The sequence below is a fragment of the Caulobacter sp. GW821-FHT10A06 genome, assembly GCF_059415805.1.
Map to the genome: position 1 here is coordinate 155,151 of NZ_JBWKNY010000001.1, position 19,087 is coordinate 174,237.

A 19,087-nucleotide genomic window follows, 5' to 3' on the forward strand; every position below is an offset into this window, starting at 1 on the left:
GACCCCAAAACGGGGTATACGGTGAAGTTAGACGGTTTCCAGCGCATCCGAACTGGAAACGGGTAGCGACCCCGCCAGGGCGTCCAGCAGGGCGGCGATTTCGCCCGGGCTGTCCTCCTGGACAAAGTGCCCACCCTTGAGCGTCGTGTGGGCGACGTTTTTTGCCCCGGGTACGCGGCTCTGGAACACGGTCTCGCCGCCGCGCGTGATCGGGTCGGCGTCGCTGAAGGCGGTGACGAACGGCTTGTCGAAGCGCTCCAAGACCTGCCAGGCGGCCTTGTTCTCGGCCACCGAGGCGTGCTCGGGCGTGATCGGCACCAGGGCGGGGAAGATCCGCGCGCCTTCCTTGTAGGTCTCGTCGGGGAAGGGGGCGTCATAGGCGGCGCGCTCGGCGTCGGTAAGGTCCCGCGCCGTGCCGCCGTTCAGGATGAAGCCGATCGGCAACTCCGGCACGTTCTGGCTGAAGTTCAGCCAGGCCTCGAAACCCTCGCTCTTGCCCGCGCCGATCGGCAGGCCGGTGTTGGAGACGACCACGGCGGCGAACCGCTCGGGGAAGGCCGCCACCAGCCGCAAGCCGATCAGCCCACCCCAGTCCTGGCAGAACAGGACGATGTCGGTCAGTTCGTTGCGGACCAGCCAGTCGCTCATCCACTCGACGTGCCGCTCGTAGGTGTAGTCGGCGCGGGCGGCCGGCTTGTCCGAGCGGCCGAAACCCACCAGGTCCGGCGCGATCGCCCGGCGGCCGCGCTTGGTCAGGTCGGCGATCACGTGGCGGTACAGATAGGCCCACGAGGGCTCGCCGTGCATCAGCAGGATCGGCCGCTGGTCCTTGGGGCCCTCATCCACGTGGTGGATGCGCAGCGCCGTGCCGTCGGCGTCGAACACCGGGGTGTAGCGCGGCGCATAGGGCCAGTCGGCCAATCCCTGGAACCGATCATCCGGCGTCCGCAACACGTCCATGGCGTTTCCTCCCGTCCGCTTGGCGGATTCATATTGACACTATGAGTGTCATTATGTGGTCTTTCGGTCAAGGCTGGCGGTCAAGAAGGGGAGGAACCGGCATGCGCAAGGTCTGGATCGGTCTTGGCGTCGTGGGGGCCATTGCTGTGCTGGTCGCCGGCGGCGGCTGGCTGCTGCGGGGGCGCCTGGCCGAGGCGGGGATGAGCAAGGTCTATCGGCAGATCATGGCCGAGGATCCGATCGCGGCGCTGCCGGACGGGCTGCATGTCGGCCTTTGCGGCTCGGGCTCGCCGATGGCTGACCCGACGCGGTCAGGGCCTTGCGTGGCGGTGGTGGCGGGCAAGGACCTGTTCGTCGTCGACTCTGGGCCGGGCTCGACCCGCAACCTGCTGCTGATGAACCTGCCGCCGCCGCGCGTCTCGGACGTGTTCCTGACCCACTACCACTCCGACCACATCGGCGATCTGGGCGAGCTGATGCTGCAACGCTGGGCGGCCGGAGCGGCCAAGGCGCCGCTGCCGATCCACGGTCCGCCGGGCCTGGAGCCGGTGGTCAACGGCTTCCAGCAGGCCTATGGCCCCGATCGCGGCTACCGCATCGCCCACCATGGCGAGACCGTCGCGCCACCGTCGGGCTTCGGCGGGACGCCTCATGCGTTTACCGCCGATCCCAACGCGCCCGACGTGCTGGTGCTGGAAAAGCCGGGCCTGAAGGTCTGGGCCTTCCCAGTGTCGCACCACCCGGTCGAGGGGGCGGTCGGCTACCGCTTCGAATACAAGGGTCGCAGCGTCGTGATCAGCGGCGACACCGGCCCGTCAGAGCGCCTGGTCCGCGCCGCCAAGGGCGCCGACCTGCTGCTGCACGAGGGCCTGGCGCCGAACCTGGTGGCCGACCAGCGCGCGGCGGCCCTGGCGGCGGGGCGCGAGAACTACGCCCGCATCTTCCACGATATCTTGAGCTACCACACCCCGCCCGAGGTCGCCGCGCGCGAGGCCAAGGACGCCGGGGTCAAGGCGCTGATGTTCTACCACATCATCCCGCCGCTGCCGGTCAAGGCGCTGGAAGGGCCGTTCCTAGGACGCTCGCGGGCTATCTTCGGCGGGCCGTTGAAGGTTGGCCACGACGGCGACTTCGCCTCGCTGCCGGCGGGTAGCTCGGACATCTTATGGTCGAACAGGCTGAACCTCCTGCCGTTTTGAGGTGGCCGAGCGCGCGCGAGCGGTCTACTCAAAGCACAGCAGCAGGGAGAAGCCGGGTCGTGAGCGCCGCCAAGCGCCAAGTCCATCCAGACGTCGAGGCCCCTTCCGAGGATGGCCGTCGCCGTCGCTCGCAGGACAGCCGGGCCCGTATCGTCGCCGCCATGCTGGAGCTGGTCCGCGAGGGCGATCCCTCGCCGTCGGCCGAACTGGTCGCGACCCGCGCCGATGTTGGCCTGCGCACGGTCTTCCGCCACTTCAAGGACCTCGAGAGCCTGTACCGCGAAATGTCGGCGGTGATCGAGGCCGAGCTGATGGCCCTGGTGTATACGCCCTTCAAGGGCATTACCTGGCGCGAGCGGGTGCTAGAGCTGGTCGAGCGTAGGGGCGGGGCCTACGAGAAGGTCGGGCCGTTCAAGCGGGCCTCCGAGGCGCACCGCCACCATTCGCCGGCCCTGGCGCTGGACAACGCCAAGATGGTCGAGATCTCGCGCGAGATCCTGCGCCGCCAGTTGCCGCCGGAACTGGCCAAGGACCGCGTCCGCTTCGAGGCCATCGACCTGCTGCTCAGCTTCGACGCCTGGAACCGGCTGCGCCGCGACCAGGAGCTGTCGCCCAAGCGCGCCACCGAAGTGCTGCAGGCGATGATCGACGCGCTGCTGGACGCACCGCTGGCCGATTAGCTTTTGATGGGGTGGGATCGCCGGTCGGAGCTGCTCAATTCTCCGACCGGCAGGTCCGTCGACGTAAGGGGCTGCCGACGTCCTCCACTACGTAGACGTCTCCGCAAACCGGCTCCCTCCAAGGTTTCTGCGCTCGATTTGAGTTTTTCCGTTCAAGCCTTGCGTGTCGGCTCCTGTCACATCCTGGCAGCAGCGCGCGGGTAGCGTCCTTGTCATGGACGGGCGGAACACCGAAGTTCCGGGAACGTTGTCGTCGCCTGGGCTGAAGCTTGGCCCGCTCTTCCCGCAGGAGTGCTCATGACCCCGGACGATATGCCCGCGATGACCATCGCGGAATGTTCCGTTGAAGCGCTCGTCGATCGCTACCAGATGGTGCGCCGGCGCACCGAGACCCTGGCCGCGCCCCTGTCGCCCGAGGACCAGTCGGCTCAGTCGATGCCGGACGCCAGCCCGACCAAGTGGCATCGGGGCCATACGACCTGGTTCTTCGAGACCTTCCTGCTGACGCCGTTCCTGCCGGGCTACGCGGTCTATGACCCGGCGTTCGGCTATCTGTTCAATTCGTACTACGAGGCCGTCGGCCCGCGTCAGCCGCGTCCGCAGCGGGGCCTGCTGACCCGGCCATCGGCTCAGACGGTCGGGGCCTATCGCGCCCATGTCGACGCGGCCATGGTGCGCCTGCTGGAAGGGCCGCTGACGCCCGAGATCCGCGAACGCGTCGAACTGGGCCTGAACCATGAGGAGCAGCACCAGGAACTGATCCTGATGGACATCCTGCATCTCTTCGCCCAGTCGCCGCTGAGCCCGGCCTACCAGCCTGGCGCCGCGCCTGTGCGGCAAGACCCCGGCCCGCAGCGCTTCCATCGCTTCGCCGGCGGCCTGGTCGAGATCGGCGCCTGCGAGGCGGGCTTCGCTTTCGACAACGAGCGTCCGCGCCACAAGACCTATGTCGCCCCGTTCCGCCTGTCGGACCGCCTGGTGACCAATGGCGAGTGGCTGGCCTTCATCGAGGCCGGCGGCTACGGCCGCGCCGACCTGTGGCTGTCCGAGGGCTGGGCCAAGGTCAACGAAGAGAGCTGGGAGGCTCCCGGCTACTGGCGCCGCGACGAGACCGGCGCCTGGACCACCATGACCCTGCGCGGCCGCCATCCGGTGGATCCGAACGCGCCGGTCGTCCACGTCAGCTACTACGAAGCCGCCGCCTACGCCGCCTGGAGCGGCCGTCGCCTGCCGACCGAGGCCGAGTGGGAGGCCGCCGCCACCGCCAGCGGTATGACTGCCCTGCGCCAGCTCTACGGCGGCGCCTGGCAGTGGACCGCCAGCGCCTACAGCCCCTATCCCGGCTTCAAGCCCGGTCCCGGCGCGCTGGGCGAGTACAACGGCAAGTTCATGGTCAGCCAGATGACCCTGCGTGGCGGCTGCGAGGCCACGCCGCCTGGCCACACGCGGGCGACCTATCGCAACTTCTTCCACCCCGGCAGCCGCTGGATGTTGGCCGGCCTGCGCCTGGCCGACGACGACCGCTTGAGCGAGGTCAAGCCGGGGGATGCGTTCCTAGACGAGGCGATCGCGGGCTTGTCGGCGTCGCCGAAGACCCTGCCGGCCAAGTACTTCTACGACGCCGAGGGCTCGCGCCTGTTCGAGGCGATCTGCGAGTTGCCGGAATACTACCTGACCCGCACCGAGACGGCGCTGCTACGCCAGATCGCGCCGCAGATCGCCGCCCGCATCCCGGACGGCGCGGCCCTGGTCGAGTTCGGCAGCGGGGCCAGCACCAAGACCCGCATCGTGCTGGACGCCGCGCCGCAGATCGCCGTCTACGCCCCGATCGACATCAGCCCGACCGCCTTGGACGAAGCCGCCGCCAGTTTGCGCCAAGCTTACCCGAACCTGACCGTGGCCCCGCTGGTCGACGATTTCACCAAGGCCATGACCTTGCCGCAAGGCGCCAAGGGTCACACGCCGGTCGGCTTCTTTCCCGGCTCGACGATCGGCAACTTCGCGCCGGACGAGGCCGAGGCGCTGCTGCGTCAGGCGCGGGTGCTGCTGGGTGAGGGTTCGCTGTTCATCGTCGGGGCCGACGTCGCCAAGGATCCGGCCGTGCTGATCCCGGCCTATGACGACGCGCAGGGCGTGACGGCGGCGTTCAACCGCAACGTCCTGGTCCACATCAACCGTGAACTGGGCGGGACCTTCGATCCCGAGGCCTTCGCGCACAAGGCGGTGTGGAACGCGGAAGAGAGCCGCATCGAGATGCATCTGGAGAGCACGCGCGACCAGATCGTCATGGTCGGCGACTATGGCTTCCGGTTCGCCGCCGGCGAGACCATCCACACCGAGAACTCGTACAAGTACCCGGCCGAGGCCTTCGAGGCGATCGCCCGGCGCGCCGGTTGGACCGTGGCCCAACGCTGGGTCAGCGAGGATCCGACCTTCGCGGTCTACGCCCTGACCGCCTGAGGCGGTCAGGCGCTATGCCTGCCATACACGCGCGAAAACGCGCCGGTTCCGAAGATCGGGACCGGCGCGTTAAGTTCGTTTCCGCCGCTCTCTTAGAGAGCGCGTTCGCCGGGACGACCGCCGCGCGAGGACGAACCGCCCTTGCGTCCGGCGTTCGCCGCCAGGTCTCGATCCTTGGCGAAGCTGCGCTTTTCGCTGGGCACGCTAGCTCCGCCCTTCCTGGCGATTTCGCGGCGGCGTTCCGGGTCCATGGCGGCGAAACCGCGACGACCGCGGGGACGTTCGCTATCGATGTCCATGTGGGGGCTCCTAGTCGGGTCTGTACTGGGCGGACGTTTAGGTCGCGGCGCCATAGGGACGGTCGTCCCCTGGATCGACCGGCGGCGAGGTGGGGGGCTCCTCGACGGGGATGACGCCAGGCTCGTACTCGGGCGGTTTGGGCTCGGGCGGAGGCGGGGCGTCTGGGTCGGTCACTGGTGTCGTTTCCTGAGCGTTCCGGTGAAGTAACCAGCGAAGACGCTTTCGGTTCACGCCCAGATCACACTAATTACGCCGCACCGGGACGAGCCGGCGGTTAAGGAGTCGTCGGAGAATGGCCCGCAAGTCCAAGCAGATGGTCGATCGCGCCGCGTCCCACTGGCGTTTGGCCGCCGGTTTCGTCGCCGGAATAATCAGTTGGAGCGCGGCGAAATATTTTGGCGCGCCGAAGGGATCGCACCTGTTGCTGGGCTGGGACGCCGCCGCCCTGGTCTATCTGTTCACGACGTGGTTGCTGTTTCTCAAGGCCGACGAGGCCGAGGTTCGCTCGCGCGCTGCTCAGGAAGACGAGGGCGTGCCGATCCTGCTGCTGATCGTCCTGGCCGCCATCGTCGCCAGCCTGGGGGCGGTGGTCGACGCCATGATCGCCGTCAAGAACGCCGCCGACGCGACCAAGGCCTTCATCGGCGTCTGCGCCGGCATGACGCTGGTGCTGTCGTGGCTGGTGCTGCAGTCGGCCTTTGTCCTGCACTACGCCCATCGCCACTTCGGCGACGGGAAAGGGAAGGGCGGCATCGGCTTCCCGGGCGAGCCGCCGACCAGCTACATGGACTTCGCCTATCTGGGCTTCAGCGTGGGGGCGACGTTCCAGGTCTCGGACAACAGCATCCTGACCTCGAAGCTGCGCAAGTTGGTCACCGCCCACGCCGCGGCGGCCTATTTCTACAACACCGCCATCCTGGCCCTGGGCATCAACATCATCGCCAGCCTGATCGGCGGCTAGCCGCGGCGGCCCATCCCACCGCCGTGGCCTCCACGGCCCCCGCGACCGCCGCCACGACCCGCACCCTTGCCCTTGTTGCCCTTGGCGCCGGGGCGCAGGCCCGTCTGGGCCGGGGTCTTGGGCAGTTCCTCCAGCTTCAGGACGCCGTCCTTGTCGGTGTCGAGCAGGGCGAAGCGGGTCTTGGCGGCCTTGGCCGCCTCGTCCCTGGTGATGCGGCGATCGAAGTTGCCGTCCGAAGCCATGACCGGCTCGGGCTCGGCGATCAAGCCGAACAGGGCCGCGCCCTGCAGGACATTGGTCCCCTGCGGACGCCGGCGCGGGGCGTCATCGCCGCCGCCATCCTCGCCCGGACCCTGGCCCATCGGTCCGCGCCGCATCGCGCCGGGCGCGGGCAGGCCGACGATCTCGGGCGCGATGCGGGTTTCGTAGGTCGAGACCTCGAAGCCGTCGATGACGCCGTTCTTGTCGGTATCGACCACGGCGAAGAACCGCAGGGCGTCGGCCACGAACTCGTCGCGGCTCAGTGCGCCGTCATGATTGGCGTCCGCGCCGTCGAACCAGGCCTTGACGGGGTAGGGGGCGCCGGGCGGGGCGCGGAAGGGCTCGCCGGCCGGGCTGATGAACAGCTGCGGGCCACGCATCGGACCAGCGTCCTCTCCTGGCGGCCCGCCCCGTCCGTGTGGCCGCTCCGGCGGCGCCGAAGCGCACGCGGCCAGCGAAACGGCGAGGATGGCAGTCAGGCCGAGCGAGCGAAGGGTCATGCGCCAAGGATCTCCAGTCAGTCGGGCTTTGAAGCCCATCTGGATGTCCCGGCGATGTCAGGCTTGGCCATGAGCCTTGCGCGGCGGCAACATCCGCCCCGGTTCCGCCGCAAAGCGCCGCCGAACCTTGCTGAAGCCTATCAGGCCGGCAGGAAGACGCAGGCGCGCAGGCCGCCGCCCGTGCGGTTGTGCAGGGTCACGTCGCCGCCGTGGGCGCGGGCCAGCGAGCGGACGACCGCCAGGCCCAGGCCGATGCCGCCCGTTTCCCGATTGCGCGAGGGCTCGCCGCGATAGAAGGGCTCGAACACCCGTTCCTGCTCGTTGGCGGGGATGCCTGGGCCGTCGTCCTCGATCTCGATGATCGCCATGTGCCCCTCGGCATAGACCCGGCCACGGGCCACGCCGCCGTACTTCAGGGCGTTGTCGACCAGATTGGTGACGAGACGCTTGAGAGCGACGGGGTCGCCCTCGATCACTACCTTCTCGGAGCGGTCGACCGTGGTGTCGCCGCCGGTCTCGGCGGCCTCGTCCATCACGCTTTCCAGCAGCGAGGACAGCTCCAGCTTGGTGCGCTCGGCCGGGCGGCTGGTGTCGCGCACGAAGCCCAGGGTGGCGGCGATCATCGCCTCCATCTGGTCGATGTCGGCCGCCAGCTTGGGGCGGACGTCGTCGGGCGTGGACTCGATGCGGAACTTCAGGCGGGTCAGGGGCGTGCGCAGGTCGTGGGCGATGGCCCCGACCATGGCCGTGCGGTCCTCGACGTAACGGCGCAGGCGCTCCTGCATCATGTTGAAGGCGGTGGCGGCGGCCAGCACCTCGCTGGAGCCGGACATGTTCAGCGGCGGCGTGCGCGGGTCCTTGCCCAGACGCTCGGCGGCGTCGGCGAAGGCGGTGATCGGCTGGGCCAGGCGGCGGGCGAACAGCCACGCCAGCGGCGTCACGGCGGCCACCGACAGCAACAGGATCAACAGCACGCGCTGCTGCCAGCTGTCGAAGCGGAAGAAGGTCGGCTTGGGCTCGACGATCAGCCAGTGGCCGTCGCTCTGGCGAACGCCCAGCTTGAAGTCGCCGAACATCAGCTGCTCGTCCTTGCCCTGCGGGCGACCGCCGGGCTCGCGGGCGAAAGGCTCGCGCGCCCGGTTCGGGGGCGGCGTGGGGTCGGACTTGGGCGGGGTGACGGGCTGGCGACGCACGAAGAAGCGCGGGCCGTTGTCGATCTGGATTTCGATGCGATTGACCGGGACGTCCAGCAGGCGGCTCATCTCGGCCTTGAACTCGGCGCGGCGAGGGTTGTCCGGGCCGATGGCGCGGACCGAGCCGTGATGCTTGACCACCAGGGCGCGGCCGTCGCGCGTGGGGACCGACTGGCCCGACTTGAGGGCGCGCGCGATCTCGCTGGACCGGTAGAACTCCGGCGGGGGCGGGGGCAGGTTGAAGATAACCGCGATCGAGATCAGCTGGGCCGCCACCAGGGTGATGATGACGAGACCCAGGGCCTGGACGAACAGCGGCGCGCCGCGCCGGAGCAGGGTCATGGGGTGCGGACGACCTTTGCGGTGAACATGTAGCCTTCGCTGCGGATCGTGCGGATCAGCTCGCTGCCGCCGCCGTCGTCCAGCTTGCGGCGCAGACGGCTGATCTGGACGTCTATGGCGCGGTCATAGGCGTCGCTGTCGCGGCCACGGGCCAGGTCCAGCAGTTGGTCGCGGGTCAGGACCCGCTGCGGACGTTCGACGAAGGCGCGCAGCAGCGAGAACTCGCCGCTGGAGAGGTTGACCACCACCGACTGCGGCGAGCGCAGTTCGCGGCGGACCAGGTCCAGGCGCCAGCCGGCGAACTCGCAGGCCGCGCCCATGGCGTCGTCCACCGCACGCGGCTCCTGGCGGCGGCGCAGCACGGCGCGAACGCGGGCCAGCAGTTCACGGGGATTGCAGGGCTTGGGCAGGTAGTCGTCGGCGCCGAGCTCCAGGCCGACGATGCGGTCGGTCTCTTCGCCCATGGCCGACAGCATGATGATGGCCGGACCGTCGGCGCCGGCCGACAGGCGGCGGCAGATGGCCAGGCCGTCCTCGCCGGGCAGCATGACGTCCAGCACGATCAGGTCGATCGGGCCGCGCGCCAGAACCTGCTCCATGGTGCGGGCGTCCTGCGCCGTCTCGACCGCGTAGCCGTGACGGGTGAGGAAGTCGGAGACGACGTCGCGGATGCCCGGATCGTCATCAACGATCAGGATGCGGGGGGCCGCGCCGCGCGGAGCGTCGATGTCGCCTTGGCCCGTGGTCCCTGGGACGGTGTTCTGGACATTTTCCATGCGTCGTTCCTGTCACGCCCCCGTCACGCTCAGATTTCACGCCTGAAACAGCGACGCAACCCGGTCGTGCGATCTGATGTCGCACCGGCGGGCCGCTTTCCCCCACCCTAAGCGGGCCGACGGCGTTGAGGCTCGGCCCGTTTTAGCCCCCCTTGAGCGGGTCGGGCCTCGATGATCGCCCCCTAGCCAGGCGAGTGGTTCTTTGGAGCCTGGTAGGCGCTCCCCTGAGCTTGCATCGCCGCGACCACCCGATCCCCGACGAACGGATTGTTGCGCCGCTCGGCCCCGAAGGTCGACATCGGCCCGTGGCCCGGCACGAAGCGGACATCCTCGCCCAGCGGCCACAGCTTCTGGGTGATCGAGTCGATCAGGTCCTGGTGATTGCCGCGCGGAAAGTCGGTGCGGCCGATCGAGCCCTGGAACAGCACGTCGCCGACCTGGGCGAACTTGGTCTCGCGGTGGAAGAACACCACGTGGCCGGGCGTGTGGCCGGGACAGTGGAAGACCTCGAATTCCGTCTCGCCCAGGGTGACGGTGTCGCCGTCCTTCAGCCAGCGGTCGGTGACGAAGATCCGGGCCTCGGGCATGCCGTACATCTCGCCGGACTGCTGGATCTGGTCGATCCAGAACTGGTCGTCCTCGTGCGGGCCCTCGATGGGAACGCCGGTGCGGACCTTCAGCTCGGCCGCGCCGCCGGCGTGGTCCATGTGACCGTGGGTGATCCAGATCTTCTCCAGGGTCAGGCCCTTGTCGGCGATGGCCTTGAGCAGGCGGTCGACCTCGCCGCCCGGATCGATCACGGCGGCCTTCATGGTCTTGGCGCACCAGACGATCGTGCAGTTCTGCTGCAGCGGGGTGACCGGGGCGATCACGGCGCCGATGGGCATGGTCATGGGACCTGACTCCAAAAGAAAAGGGCGGGAGCCGAAGCGCCCACCCTCTTTGACCTAAAGCCTAGTGGCCGCAGATCAAGATCATTCCGCGCCGGGCAGGCCGGTAGGCGGAGCGTCGTCGTCCAGTTCGTGGACTTCGCCGCGCAGGCCCTTGCCGACGTGGCTTTTGCGGAAGCCGTAGGCGAAGTAGATCACCAGGCCGATCGCGCCCCAGACGGGCAGCACGGCCATCGCCTCGAAGGGCAGGTTGAAGTACAGCACCGCGCAGCCGAGCATGGCGATCGGGGCGATGACCCACACCAGCGGCGTCTTGAACGGACGCGGACGGTTCGGATCCTTCACGCGCAGCACCATCACGGCGATCGACACCATGAAGAAGGCGAACAGCGTGCCCGAGTTCGAGATGTCGGCCAGCTGACCCACCGGGAAGAAGGCGGCGGCGATGGCGACGCAGACGCCCGTGAAGATGGTGACGATGTAAGGCGTCTTCCACTTCGGGTGGATGGTGGCGAAGCTCTGCGGCAGCAGGCCGTCGCGGGCCATGACGAAGAAGATCCGGGTCTGGCCGTAGATCATCATCAGGATGACCGAGGGCAGGGCCAGGTTGGCGGCCAGGCCCAGCAGGTTGCCCAGGACCGGGAAGTTGATCTGGCGCAGGACGTGGGCCAGGGCCTCGTTCGAGCAGACCAGCTGTTCCTTGTTGGCGGCCAGGTTGCAGGCGGCGGTGAAGGCGGCCGAGCCGGGCTGGACGATCGAGCCGTCCAGGCCATGCACCGGCTGAGCGCCGACAGCGCCGATCGCGCCAGCGGCGACCAGCAGATAGAAGATGGTGCAGAGGGCCAGCGAGCCGATCAGGCCGATCGGAACGTTGCGCTGCGGGTCCTTGGTCTCTTCGGCGGCCGTCGAGACGGCGTCGAAGCCGACGTAAGCAAAGAAGATCGAGGCGGCCGCGCCGACCACGCCCATGCCGGTGGTGCCGGTCGGGCCGAACCAGCCGTTCGGGGTGAAGGGCGAGAAGTTGCCGGTCTTCAGCACCGGCAGGGCCATGACGACGAACACGGTCAGGGCGGTGACCTTGATGGCCACCAGGACGGCGTTGACGCGGGCGCTTTCGGTGGTGCCGATGACCAGCAGGGCGGTCACGGCCAGGGCCACGATGATGGCCGGGACGTTGACGATGCCGGCGCTGAAGTCGGCCACCGGCACGAAGCCGTTCATGGACCAGGCGGGACCGTGTCGCAGGGCGTCAGGCCAGTGGAATCCGAGCGCGTTCTCGATCAATCCCAGGAAGTAGCCGGACCAGCCGACCGACACAGCGCTGGCGGCGACCGCATATTCCAGGATCAGCGCCCAGCCGACCATCCAGGCCAGCAGCTCGCCCATGACGGCGTAGGAATAGGTGTAGGCCGAGCCCGAGACCGGGACCATCGAGGCCAGTTCGGAGTAGCAGAGCGCGGCGAAGGCGCAGACGGCGCCGGCGATCACGAACGACCACATCATGCCCGGGCCGGCCTTCTGGGCGGCGGCGGCGGTCAGAACGAAGATACCCGTACCGATGATCGCGCCGACACCCAGCAGCGTCAGCTGGATGGGACCAAGCGAGCGGTGAAGGGATTTTTTCTCAGCCGTCGCTAGGATCGCATCAAGCGATTTAACGCGCCACATAGTTCCTCCTGATAGGCAAGACTCCCCCCGGGGGTCGCCTTTAGAAAATTTTGCGGACCGTGACCCGTTTATGAGCATGGGGTCAAGGTCGAGCAGCGGATGCGCGTAAATGTTCTCCGCGCCCCTGGCTAGTCCAGCGCTGCTTGGCGGCGGGGGCGGCTGCGGCTAAAGCGGGCGCGATGTTGCCCATTTTCGAGGCCCTTCCGGCGCTGAAAGGCGCCCTTGCCCAGCGGAAGACCGCTGTTCTCGTCGCGCCGCCCGGTGCGGGCAAGACCACGGCCGTTCCCTTGGCGTTGTTGGAAGAGCCGTGGGTTCAGGGCGGCAAGATCATCGTCCTGGAGCCCCGGCGCCTCGCCGCCCGCGCCGCCGCCTCGCGCATGGCCGCCAATCTCGGCGAATCCGTCGGCGAAACGGTCGGCTTCCGTGTGCGCCTGCAGTCGAAGGTCTCGGCGAAAACGCGGATTGAGGTGGTCACTGAAGGCGTCTTCACACGGATGATTCTCGACGACCCGGGCCTGGACGGTGTCGCCGCCGTCCTGTTCGACGAGTTCCACGAGCGCAGCCTGGACGCTGACTTGGGCCTGGCCTTCGCGCGCGACGTGCAGAGCGTGCTGCGCGACGACCTGCGCCTGCTGGTCATGTCGGCCACCTTGGACGGCGCCCGGATCTCGGCTCTGCTGAACGACGCGCCGGTGGTCGAGAGCCAGGGGCAGATGTTCCCGGTCGACACCCGCTATTTGGGGCGCGACGAACGCCAGCGCCTGGAAGAGCGCGTCGGCCGCGCCGTCGAACGGGCCTTGGCGGAGGAGGGCGGCTCGATCCTGGTCTTCCTGCCGGGCCAGGGCGAGATCCGCCGCGCCGAGAGCTGGCTGAACGAGCGCCTGCGCCGGCCGGACGTCGATATCGCGCCCCTGTATGGCGCGCTGGAGCCCGCCGCCCAGGACCGCGCCATCAGCCCGTCGCCCGTCGGTCGGCGCAAGGTGGTGCTGGCCACCTCGATCGCCGAGACCAGCCTGACCATCGAGGGCGTCCGGGTCGTCATCGACGCCGGCCAGGCCCGCGTGCCGCGTTACGATCCGGCCTCGGGCATCACTCGCCTGGAAACCGTCCGCGTCAGCCGCGCCGCCGCCGACCAGCGCCGAGGCCGCGCCGGCCGCACCGAGCCTGGCGTCTGCTACCGCCTGTGGGACGAGCCCGAGACCCGGTCGCTGCCGGCCTTCGCGCGACCCGAGATCCTGGAGGCCGATCTCTCGCGCTTGGCCTTGGACCTGGCCCGCTGGGGCTCGCGCGATCCGTCGGGCCTGACCTTCCTGGACCCGCCGCCGGCCGCCGCTTTCGCCGAGGCGCGGACCTTGCTGACCCGCATCCAGGCGCTGGACGGGCAGGGCGACCTGACCGCCCACGGCAAGGCCCTGGCCGAGATGCCGCTGCCGCCGCGCTTGGCCCACATGGTCGTTCGCGCAGCCGCATCCGGGCAGGCCCGCGAGGCCGCCGAGATCGCCGCCGCACTGACCGAGCAAGGCTTGGGCGGCAAGGATGTCGATCTGCGCCGGCGGCTGGAGAACCTGCATCGCGACCGCTCGCCAAGAAGCCGCGACGCCATGGCCCTGATCGAACGCTGGAGCCGCGCGGCGGGCCGTTCCTCCGGCGCCAAGGCGCTGGAGACCGGCCTGATGCTGGCCGAGGCCTATCCGGAGCGGGTGGCCAAGGCGCGCGGCAAGCCGGGCGAGTTCCAGCTGGCCGGCGGGCGCGGCGTCTATCTGGAACCGACCGATCCCCTGGCCCGCGAGGCTTGGCTGGCGGTGGGCGAGCTGGGCGGCGGCGACAGTCGTGACCGCATCCTGCTGGCCGCCGCCGTCGACGAGGCCGACCTGCGCGAGACGTTCGCCGACCGCCTGGTCGCCGAGGACCGCCTGGAGACCGCCGGCGGCAAGGTCCGCGCCAAGCGCCTGCTGCGCCTGGGCCGGCTGGTGCTGGAAGAGCGGCTGATCGAGAACCCCGACCCGGCCATGATCGCCGGCGCGCTGATGGATCAGGTCCGCGCCGACGGCCTCTCGACCCTGCGCCTGGGGAAGGGCGTCGAGGGCTTCCGTAGCCGGGTCGCCTTCCTGCGGGCGTTGGACGAGACGGCCTGGCCCGACCTGTCGGACGCCGCCCTGATCGACCGCCTGGACGAATGGCTCGAGCCGCTGCTGCACGGCCGCTCGTCGCTGGCCAGCGTCGATGAAAGCAGCCTGGACGGCGCGATCCGCGCGCTGGTCGCCTGGGACTTGCAGCAAAAGGTCGACGCCATGCTGCCGGCCCGCTTCACGGCGCCGACCGGCACCACGGTGGCCATCGACTACGCCGCCGACGCAGGCCCGCGCATCGACATCCGCGTGCAGGAGCTGTTCGGCCTGACCGAACACCCCAGCATCGCCGGCGGCAAGGTGCCCCTGGTACTGTCGCTGCTGTCGCCCGGCCACAAGCCGATCCAGATCACCCGCGACCTGCCCGGCTTCTGGAAGGGCTCCTGGCGCGAGGTGAAGGTCGAAATGAAGGGTCGTTATCCCCGCCACGTCTGGCCGGATGACCCGGCCAACACAGCGCCGACGACGCGGGCCAAGCCGCGCGGGACCTGAGGGGCCGCTTTCGACCCGTTGTAGACATTGCTCCCGGCAACCTTGAGGCGTAGCGTCGTTGGCGCGAACTTGGGAGGACCGCCGATGTTCCCGATGTGGGTGTATTTCGCCGTTGCGCTCGCGATTGCGGGAATCGCTTTCGCTATCGCGCCGTTCGCTCAAGGGCTCGGTACGATGTTCGTCATAGGGGCGACCACCCTGTGGGCCGCCTTTTCCGCGTACCACGGCGCAAGAAGGCGCTAGCAATAGCTGGCGCTTCCCACCCGTTCCCGCCGTTTAGCGCTACCCCGTGACCGTGTAGATCATGATCCCCGTGGCCACCGACAGGTTCAGGCTGTCGGCGCGGCCGCGCATCGGGATCTTGACGTTGACGTCGCAGGCGGCGGCCAGTTCGGGCGGCAGGCCCTGCTGCTCGTTGCCCATCAGGATCAGCGACGGCTTCACGTAGTCGGCGGACTTGTGGTCGACGGTGGCGGTCAGCAGGGTGCCGACCACGCTGCCGGGCCAGGTCTCGCGCCAGGCCAGGAACTCGGCGATCGTGGCCTTGGCGATCTTCACCGCGAAGATCGAGCCCATGGTCGCCCGCACACCCTCGACCGAGTAGGGGTCGACGCAGTCGCCGACCAGGATCACCCCGCCACAGCCGGCCGCGTCGGCGGTGCGGATGACGGTGCCCAGGTTGCCCGGATCGCGGACGGCCTGCATGGCCACCCAGCACGGCGCGCTCTCGGGCACGATGGCCGACAGCGGCGTGTAGACCTGTTGGAAGACGGCGACCACGGCCTGCGGGTTATCGCGGCGCGAGACCTTTTCCAGGATCTCACGATTGACCTCGATGACCTCGCCGCCGGCCTTCAGGCACGAGGCGACGGCCTTCTTCAGCATTGGGTGGTCGGCCGCGTCGGGGCCGTACATGACGATCTTGGGCGCGTGGCCGCAGTCGATCGCCTCGATGACGATCTTCAGGCCCTCGGCCAGGAACAGGCCGCTCTCCTCGCGCTCCTTGCGCATGTGCAGGGCGCGGACGGCCTTGACGGTGTTGTTGGTTAGGGAGGTGACGGTTTTGGCGTTCATGTCCCTCAGCCCTCCGAAGACCAGCGGGCGAAGAACGACAGGCCGATCTGGCGGTCGCCCTTTTCCTCGACCAGCGACAGCTCGCCCCAGTCGATGACGCCGCCTCGGCCTTCCAGTTCCTGCGCCAGCAGGCCCGACATCGCCGCGCCCGAGACGCGGGCGGCATAGGCGTTCATCAGCAGGAACGAGGCGTCCGTTGAGAGCAGGGCGGCGCAGTCCTTAGTCAGGGCGGCCAGGTCCTCGAACAGGCGCCAGACCTCGCCGTCGGCGCCGCGGCCGAACTTGGGCGGGTCCAGGATGATGCCGTCATAGGTGTTGCCGCGCCGGACCTCGCGGGCCACGAACTTGCGGGCGTCCTCGACGATCCAGCGGATCGGCTTGTCGGCCAGGCCGGCGAAGGCGGCGTTCTCGCGCGCGAACCCGACGGACTTCTTGGAGGCATCGACGTGGGTGACGGCCGCGCCGGCGGCGGCGCAGACCAGCGAGGCAACGCCGGTATAGCCGAACAGATTCAAGATCTTCGGCTGAGGGCCTGAGACGCTGCACAGCGCCCGGACGCGCTCGTCCTGCCAGGCCCAGTTGGCGGCCTGCTCGGGGAAGAAGGCCAGGTGGCGGAACGGCGTGAACTGGCCGTGGAACTTGGCGCCGCCCCAGGCCAGATCGAACTTCTCGATCGGCTTGCCCTTGAAGCGCCAGCGGCCGGCCTCGTCCTCGTCGCTGGGATCGAAGACGGCGTCGGCATTGTCCCAGACCTTCTGGTCCAGGCGCGGGACCCAGAAGCACTGCGGCTCGGGGCGAACGACCGTGTAGCGGCCGTAGCGCTCGAGCTTCTTGCCGTTTCCGCTGTCCAGCAGGGCGTAGTCCGCCCAGCCGGTGGTGCGCATGACGATGGGGGCGGGAGCGATCTTCGGAGCCATCGCCCGCCCATACCGCCTTACGGGTGGGGAGGTCCAGAGCGTGGCGTGTGCCGCGTTTTGTCCCAACGGTGTGGCGCGGTGATGAACTGGTGCAGGGCCTTCACCGCCGCAGCGCTCTGGAACAGCCAATAGGCAGGCATGCCCAGCAGGTGCAGGGACTTTGGCCGGCCGCCGGCCCGCATCACCCCGCGCGCCCCGGCGATGGCGGCCGAGCCCCAGCCCAGGACGTAGAGCATCAGGTCCCACGCCGGGATGCCGAACGCCGCGTCGGGGATGTAGTCGATGATCGCCGCCGTGATGGCCACGGCCATCACCGGTCCGTGTAGGTGGGATGAAGCCACCGATTGGGCCAAGGTCAGGATCAGCGCCACGGCGTTGCGCGGTTGGCGGGGGACCGGACCGCGCGCGTGGACGGCCAGGGTCTGCATGTGGCCCTTGATCCAGCGGGCGCGCTGGGGGAACCACTGCTCGGTAGTGGTCGGGGCGGTCTCCCAGGTCGGGCGGCCGATCACGCCCAGGCGATGACCGGCGGCGGCGAGACGGAAGCCGACATCGGCGTCCTCGGTGACGTTGTAGGGATCCCAGCCGCCAACCGCGCGCAGCGGCGCGGTCTTGAAGTGGTTGCTCGTCCCGCCCAGCGGAAAGGCCAAGCCCCAGCGAGCCAGGGCCGGCAGCAGCACCTCGAAGTGGGCGGCGTATTCCAGGCGAAACTGCGAGGGCAGGAACAGCGAGAAGCCCGGATCCTCGATCCGCAGCGGCGCTTGCAGGCAGGCTAGGCGCGCGTCCGAGGCGGCGAAGCGGGTGGCGGCTTCACGCAGTTGGCCCGGATCGGGCATGTCCTCGGCGTCGTAGATGACCACGAACTCGCCCCGCGCCCGGTCCAGGGCGTGGTTGCAGGCGCGCGGCTTGGTCTTGGGGACGCCCGGCGGGGCGATCAGCACCTGGACGAAGGCGGGCAGGTCGATGGCGCGGACGGCGGCCTTGGTGATCTCGTCGTCGGCCTCCAGCACGATAAGCGCCTGCAGCCGGTCGCGCGGATAGTCGATGGCGATCAGGTTCTCGACCAGCTCGGCAACGACCTCGGCCTCGCGATAGAGCGGGGCGATGATTGTGTAGGTCGGCAGGTCCGCCTCGGCCAGCGGAGGGACGTGGACGGGCGGCAGCGGCGTGCAGGCCGCCGCCAACCGGGTGAAGCCGCCCAGCAGGAAGACGCCGAAGAACAGGTGGTGGATCACCATCATGGCGCCATTCGGATCCAGCGCCACGCCCAAAGCCGCCAGCAGGCCGGCTAGAGCGACAAAGGCCGCCTGAATGCGCGACAGCGTCATGTGCGCGCCGTCTCGCGCGCCGGTTTCCGCCGGTCCTTCCTGTGCAGCAGGCACAGGTCCGCCCATCGGCCTGGACGCGAAGTCCAGCCGCCTTTCCTCGCGCGCCATGGAAGCCCCTGAAACGCTGCTCGCCCCAACGGCGCGCATAACGGAATCGCAACCAAGGGCTGTCAAATAGAAAAATGCGCGTTTTGCGACGTGCTCCTCGCGCGCGCGAGGCCAGGCTCGCCCGAAATTCTCCTGCGACGCACGTTCTTGCGACGGCTGGGTGATTCCCGTTTAGTGTCGGACTGGGGAAATGCAGGGGAAGCCAAGTCCGTGACGGTCGTTCTGAAGAAGCCTCACAAGTCCGCGCGAAAGCCCAAGGGTGACGGGCACTTGCGTCGAGGCGAGATCCTGGCGGCGGCTGAAAAGATCTTCATCGCCGAAGGTTATGCCGGCGCGACGATCCGCAAGATCGCCGACGCGGTGGGCGTGTCGTCGACGGCGCTCTACATGCACTTTCGCGACAAGGACCAGATCCTGCTGGAAATCAGCAATGACGCGATCGAGCGTCTGCTGGAACTGAACACGCAGATCGCCGCCCAGCCGATCGACCCGGTCTCGCGGGTGCGGGTGATGCTGGAGGCGTACATGCAGTTCGCCCTCGACAATCCCAACACCTACCAGCTGGTGTTCTGCAGCACCGGCGAGCACGTCTCGCAGGACAAGAGCGCCGACGTCATGGCGCTGGGCGACCGGTGCTTCGAGAAATTCAGCGAGCCGGTGCACCAGATCGCCGCCCATGGCCGCCTGCGCTCGGGCTCGGCCGTCGAGGCCGCCGAGGTGCTGTGGAGCGGCTGCCACGGGCTGGTCTCGCTGCTGATCACCAAGCCCTCGCGGGGGTGGTCCGATCCCGACCAGCTGATGAAGGTGATGCTGGACGGCCTGTTGTACGGCCTGGTCACGGACTGATTT

General features: G+C 68.9%; 17 protein-coding genes. 6 read left to right on the top strand and 11 right to left on the bottom strand.

Going from position 1 to position 19,087, the window contains the following annotated elements; all coding sequences use genetic code 11:
- Window positions 1–27 precede the first annotated feature (27 nt).
- Window positions 28–960 (bottom strand): haloalkane dehalogenase, encoded by a 933-nt coding sequence (locus AC07NF_RS00640; protein ID WP_494632502.1) that lies wholly within the window; start codon window positions 958–960, stop codon window positions 28–30.
- A 101-nt stretch (window positions 961–1,061) separates the two neighbouring features.
- Here AC07NF_RS00640 and AC07NF_RS00645 point away from each other — a divergent pair, with 101 nt between their 5' ends.
- From AC07NF_RS00645 to egtB, 3 genes are all read left to right on the top strand, one after another.
- Window positions 1,062–2,159: an MBL fold metallo-hydrolase gene (locus AC07NF_RS00645; protein ID WP_494632500.1), complete on the top strand. Its 1,098-nt coding sequence runs from the start codon at window positions 1,062–1,064 to the stop codon at window positions 2,157–2,159.
- A 59-nt stretch (window positions 2,160–2,218) separates the two neighbouring features.
- Entirely contained in the window at window positions 2,219–2,839 is a 621-nt protein-coding gene (locus tag AC07NF_RS00650) for a TetR/AcrR family transcriptional regulator (protein WP_492811611.1), read from the top strand.
- 297 nt (window positions 2,840–3,136) lie between these two features.
- The gene (gene egtB, locus AC07NF_RS00655; protein ID WP_494632498.1) at window positions 3,137–5,299 is read left to right on the top strand and encodes an ergothioneine biosynthesis protein EgtB; all 2,163 of its coding nucleotides are present in this window, start codon (window positions 3,137–3,139) and stop codon (window positions 5,297–5,299) included.
- A 92-nt stretch (window positions 5,300–5,391) separates the two neighbouring features.
- On the opposite strand, the gene AC07NF_RS00660 is transcribed toward egtB, so the two are convergent.
- On the bottom strand, window positions 5,392–5,652 hold the full coding sequence (locus AC07NF_RS00660; RefSeq protein WP_492811609.1) for a con-10 family general stress protein: 261 nt from the start codon (window positions 5,650–5,652) through the stop codon (window positions 5,392–5,394).
- A complete protein-coding gene (locus AC07NF_RS00665; RefSeq protein WP_291873387.1) occupies window positions 5,636–5,773 on the bottom strand; it encodes a hypothetical protein in 138 nt (45 codons plus the stop codon). Before AC07NF_RS00665 ends, AC07NF_RS00660 begins: the two co-directional genes overlap by 17 nt.
- A 118-nt stretch (window positions 5,774–5,891) precedes the next feature.
- Between AC07NF_RS00665 and AC07NF_RS00670 the strand changes: the two genes are divergently transcribed.
- Window positions 5,892–6,560: a DUF1345 domain-containing protein gene (locus AC07NF_RS00670; RefSeq protein ID WP_492811608.1), complete on the top strand. Its 669-nt coding sequence runs from the start codon at window positions 5,892–5,894 to the stop codon at window positions 6,558–6,560.
- On the opposite strand, the gene AC07NF_RS00675 is transcribed toward AC07NF_RS00670, so the two are convergent.
- The 5 genes from AC07NF_RS00675 to AC07NF_RS00695 all read right to left on the bottom strand — a co-directional run bounded on the left by AC07NF_RS00675 (window position 6,557) and on the right by AC07NF_RS00695 (window position 12,190).
- Window positions 6,557–7,321: an EF-hand domain-containing protein gene (locus AC07NF_RS00675; RefSeq protein WP_494632495.1), complete on the bottom strand. Its 765-nt coding sequence runs from the start codon at window positions 7,319–7,321 to the stop codon at window positions 6,557–6,559. The genes AC07NF_RS00670 and AC07NF_RS00675 overlap by 4 nt on opposite strands.
- Before the next feature lie 140 nt (window positions 7,322–7,461).
- Complete coding sequence (locus tag AC07NF_RS00680; protein WP_492811606.1) at window positions 7,462–8,856, bottom strand: ATP-binding protein; 1,395 nt, start codon at window positions 8,854–8,856, stop codon at window positions 7,462–7,464.
- On the bottom strand, window positions 8,853–9,632 hold the full coding sequence (locus tag AC07NF_RS00685; protein ID WP_454716819.1) for a response regulator: 780 nt from the start codon (window positions 9,630–9,632) through the stop codon (window positions 8,853–8,855). The genes AC07NF_RS00680 and AC07NF_RS00685 overlap by 4 nt, the downstream gene beginning before the upstream one ends.
- 182 nt (window positions 9,633–9,814) lie before the next feature.
- Window positions 9,815–10,525, bottom strand: coding sequence for an MBL fold metallo-hydrolase (locus tag AC07NF_RS00690; RefSeq protein ID WP_494632491.1), 711 nt, complete (start codon window positions 10,523–10,525; stop codon window positions 9,815–9,817).
- A gap of 81 nt (window positions 10,526–10,606) precedes the next feature.
- Window positions 10,607–12,190 (bottom strand): amino acid permease, encoded by a 1,584-nt coding sequence (locus AC07NF_RS00695; RefSeq protein ID WP_492811604.1) that lies wholly within the window; start codon window positions 12,188–12,190, stop codon window positions 10,607–10,609.
- A gap of 179 nt (window positions 12,191–12,369) precedes the next feature.
- On the opposite strand from AC07NF_RS00695, the gene hrpB reads away from it, so the two are divergent.
- Window positions 12,370–14,811 (top strand): ATP-dependent helicase HrpB, encoded by a 2,442-nt coding sequence (gene hrpB / locus AC07NF_RS00700; RefSeq protein WP_494632489.1) that lies wholly within the window; start codon window positions 12,370–12,372, stop codon window positions 14,809–14,811.
- A 282-nt stretch (window positions 14,812–15,093) separates the two neighbouring features.
- Here the strand turns inward: hrpB and AC07NF_RS00705 are convergent, their stop codons facing one another.
- From AC07NF_RS00705 to AC07NF_RS00715, 3 genes are read right to left on the bottom strand one after another with little or no spacing between them, the layout of a single operon-like run.
- The gene (locus AC07NF_RS00705) at window positions 15,094–15,885 is read right to left on the bottom strand and encodes a TrmH family RNA methyltransferase (protein WP_494632488.1); all 792 of its coding nucleotides are present in this window, start codon (window positions 15,883–15,885) and stop codon (window positions 15,094–15,096) included.
- Window positions 15,886–15,890: 5 nt separating this feature from the next.
- Entirely contained in the window at window positions 15,891–16,802 is a 912-nt protein-coding gene (locus AC07NF_RS00710) for an RsmD family RNA methyltransferase (protein ID WP_494632486.1), read from the bottom strand.
- Window positions 16,803–16,819: 17 nt separating this feature from the next.
- A complete protein-coding gene (locus AC07NF_RS00715) occupies window positions 16,820–18,238 on the bottom strand; it encodes a glycosyltransferase (protein ID WP_494632485.1) in 1,419 nt (472 codons plus the stop codon).
- A gap of 210 nt (window positions 18,239–18,448) precedes the next feature.
- Between AC07NF_RS00715 and AC07NF_RS00720 the strand changes: the two genes are divergently transcribed.
- A complete protein-coding gene (locus AC07NF_RS00720; RefSeq protein WP_494632484.1) occupies window positions 18,449–19,084 on the top strand; it encodes a TetR/AcrR family transcriptional regulator in 636 nt (211 codons plus the stop codon).
- Window positions 19,085–19,087: the final 3 nt, after the last annotated feature.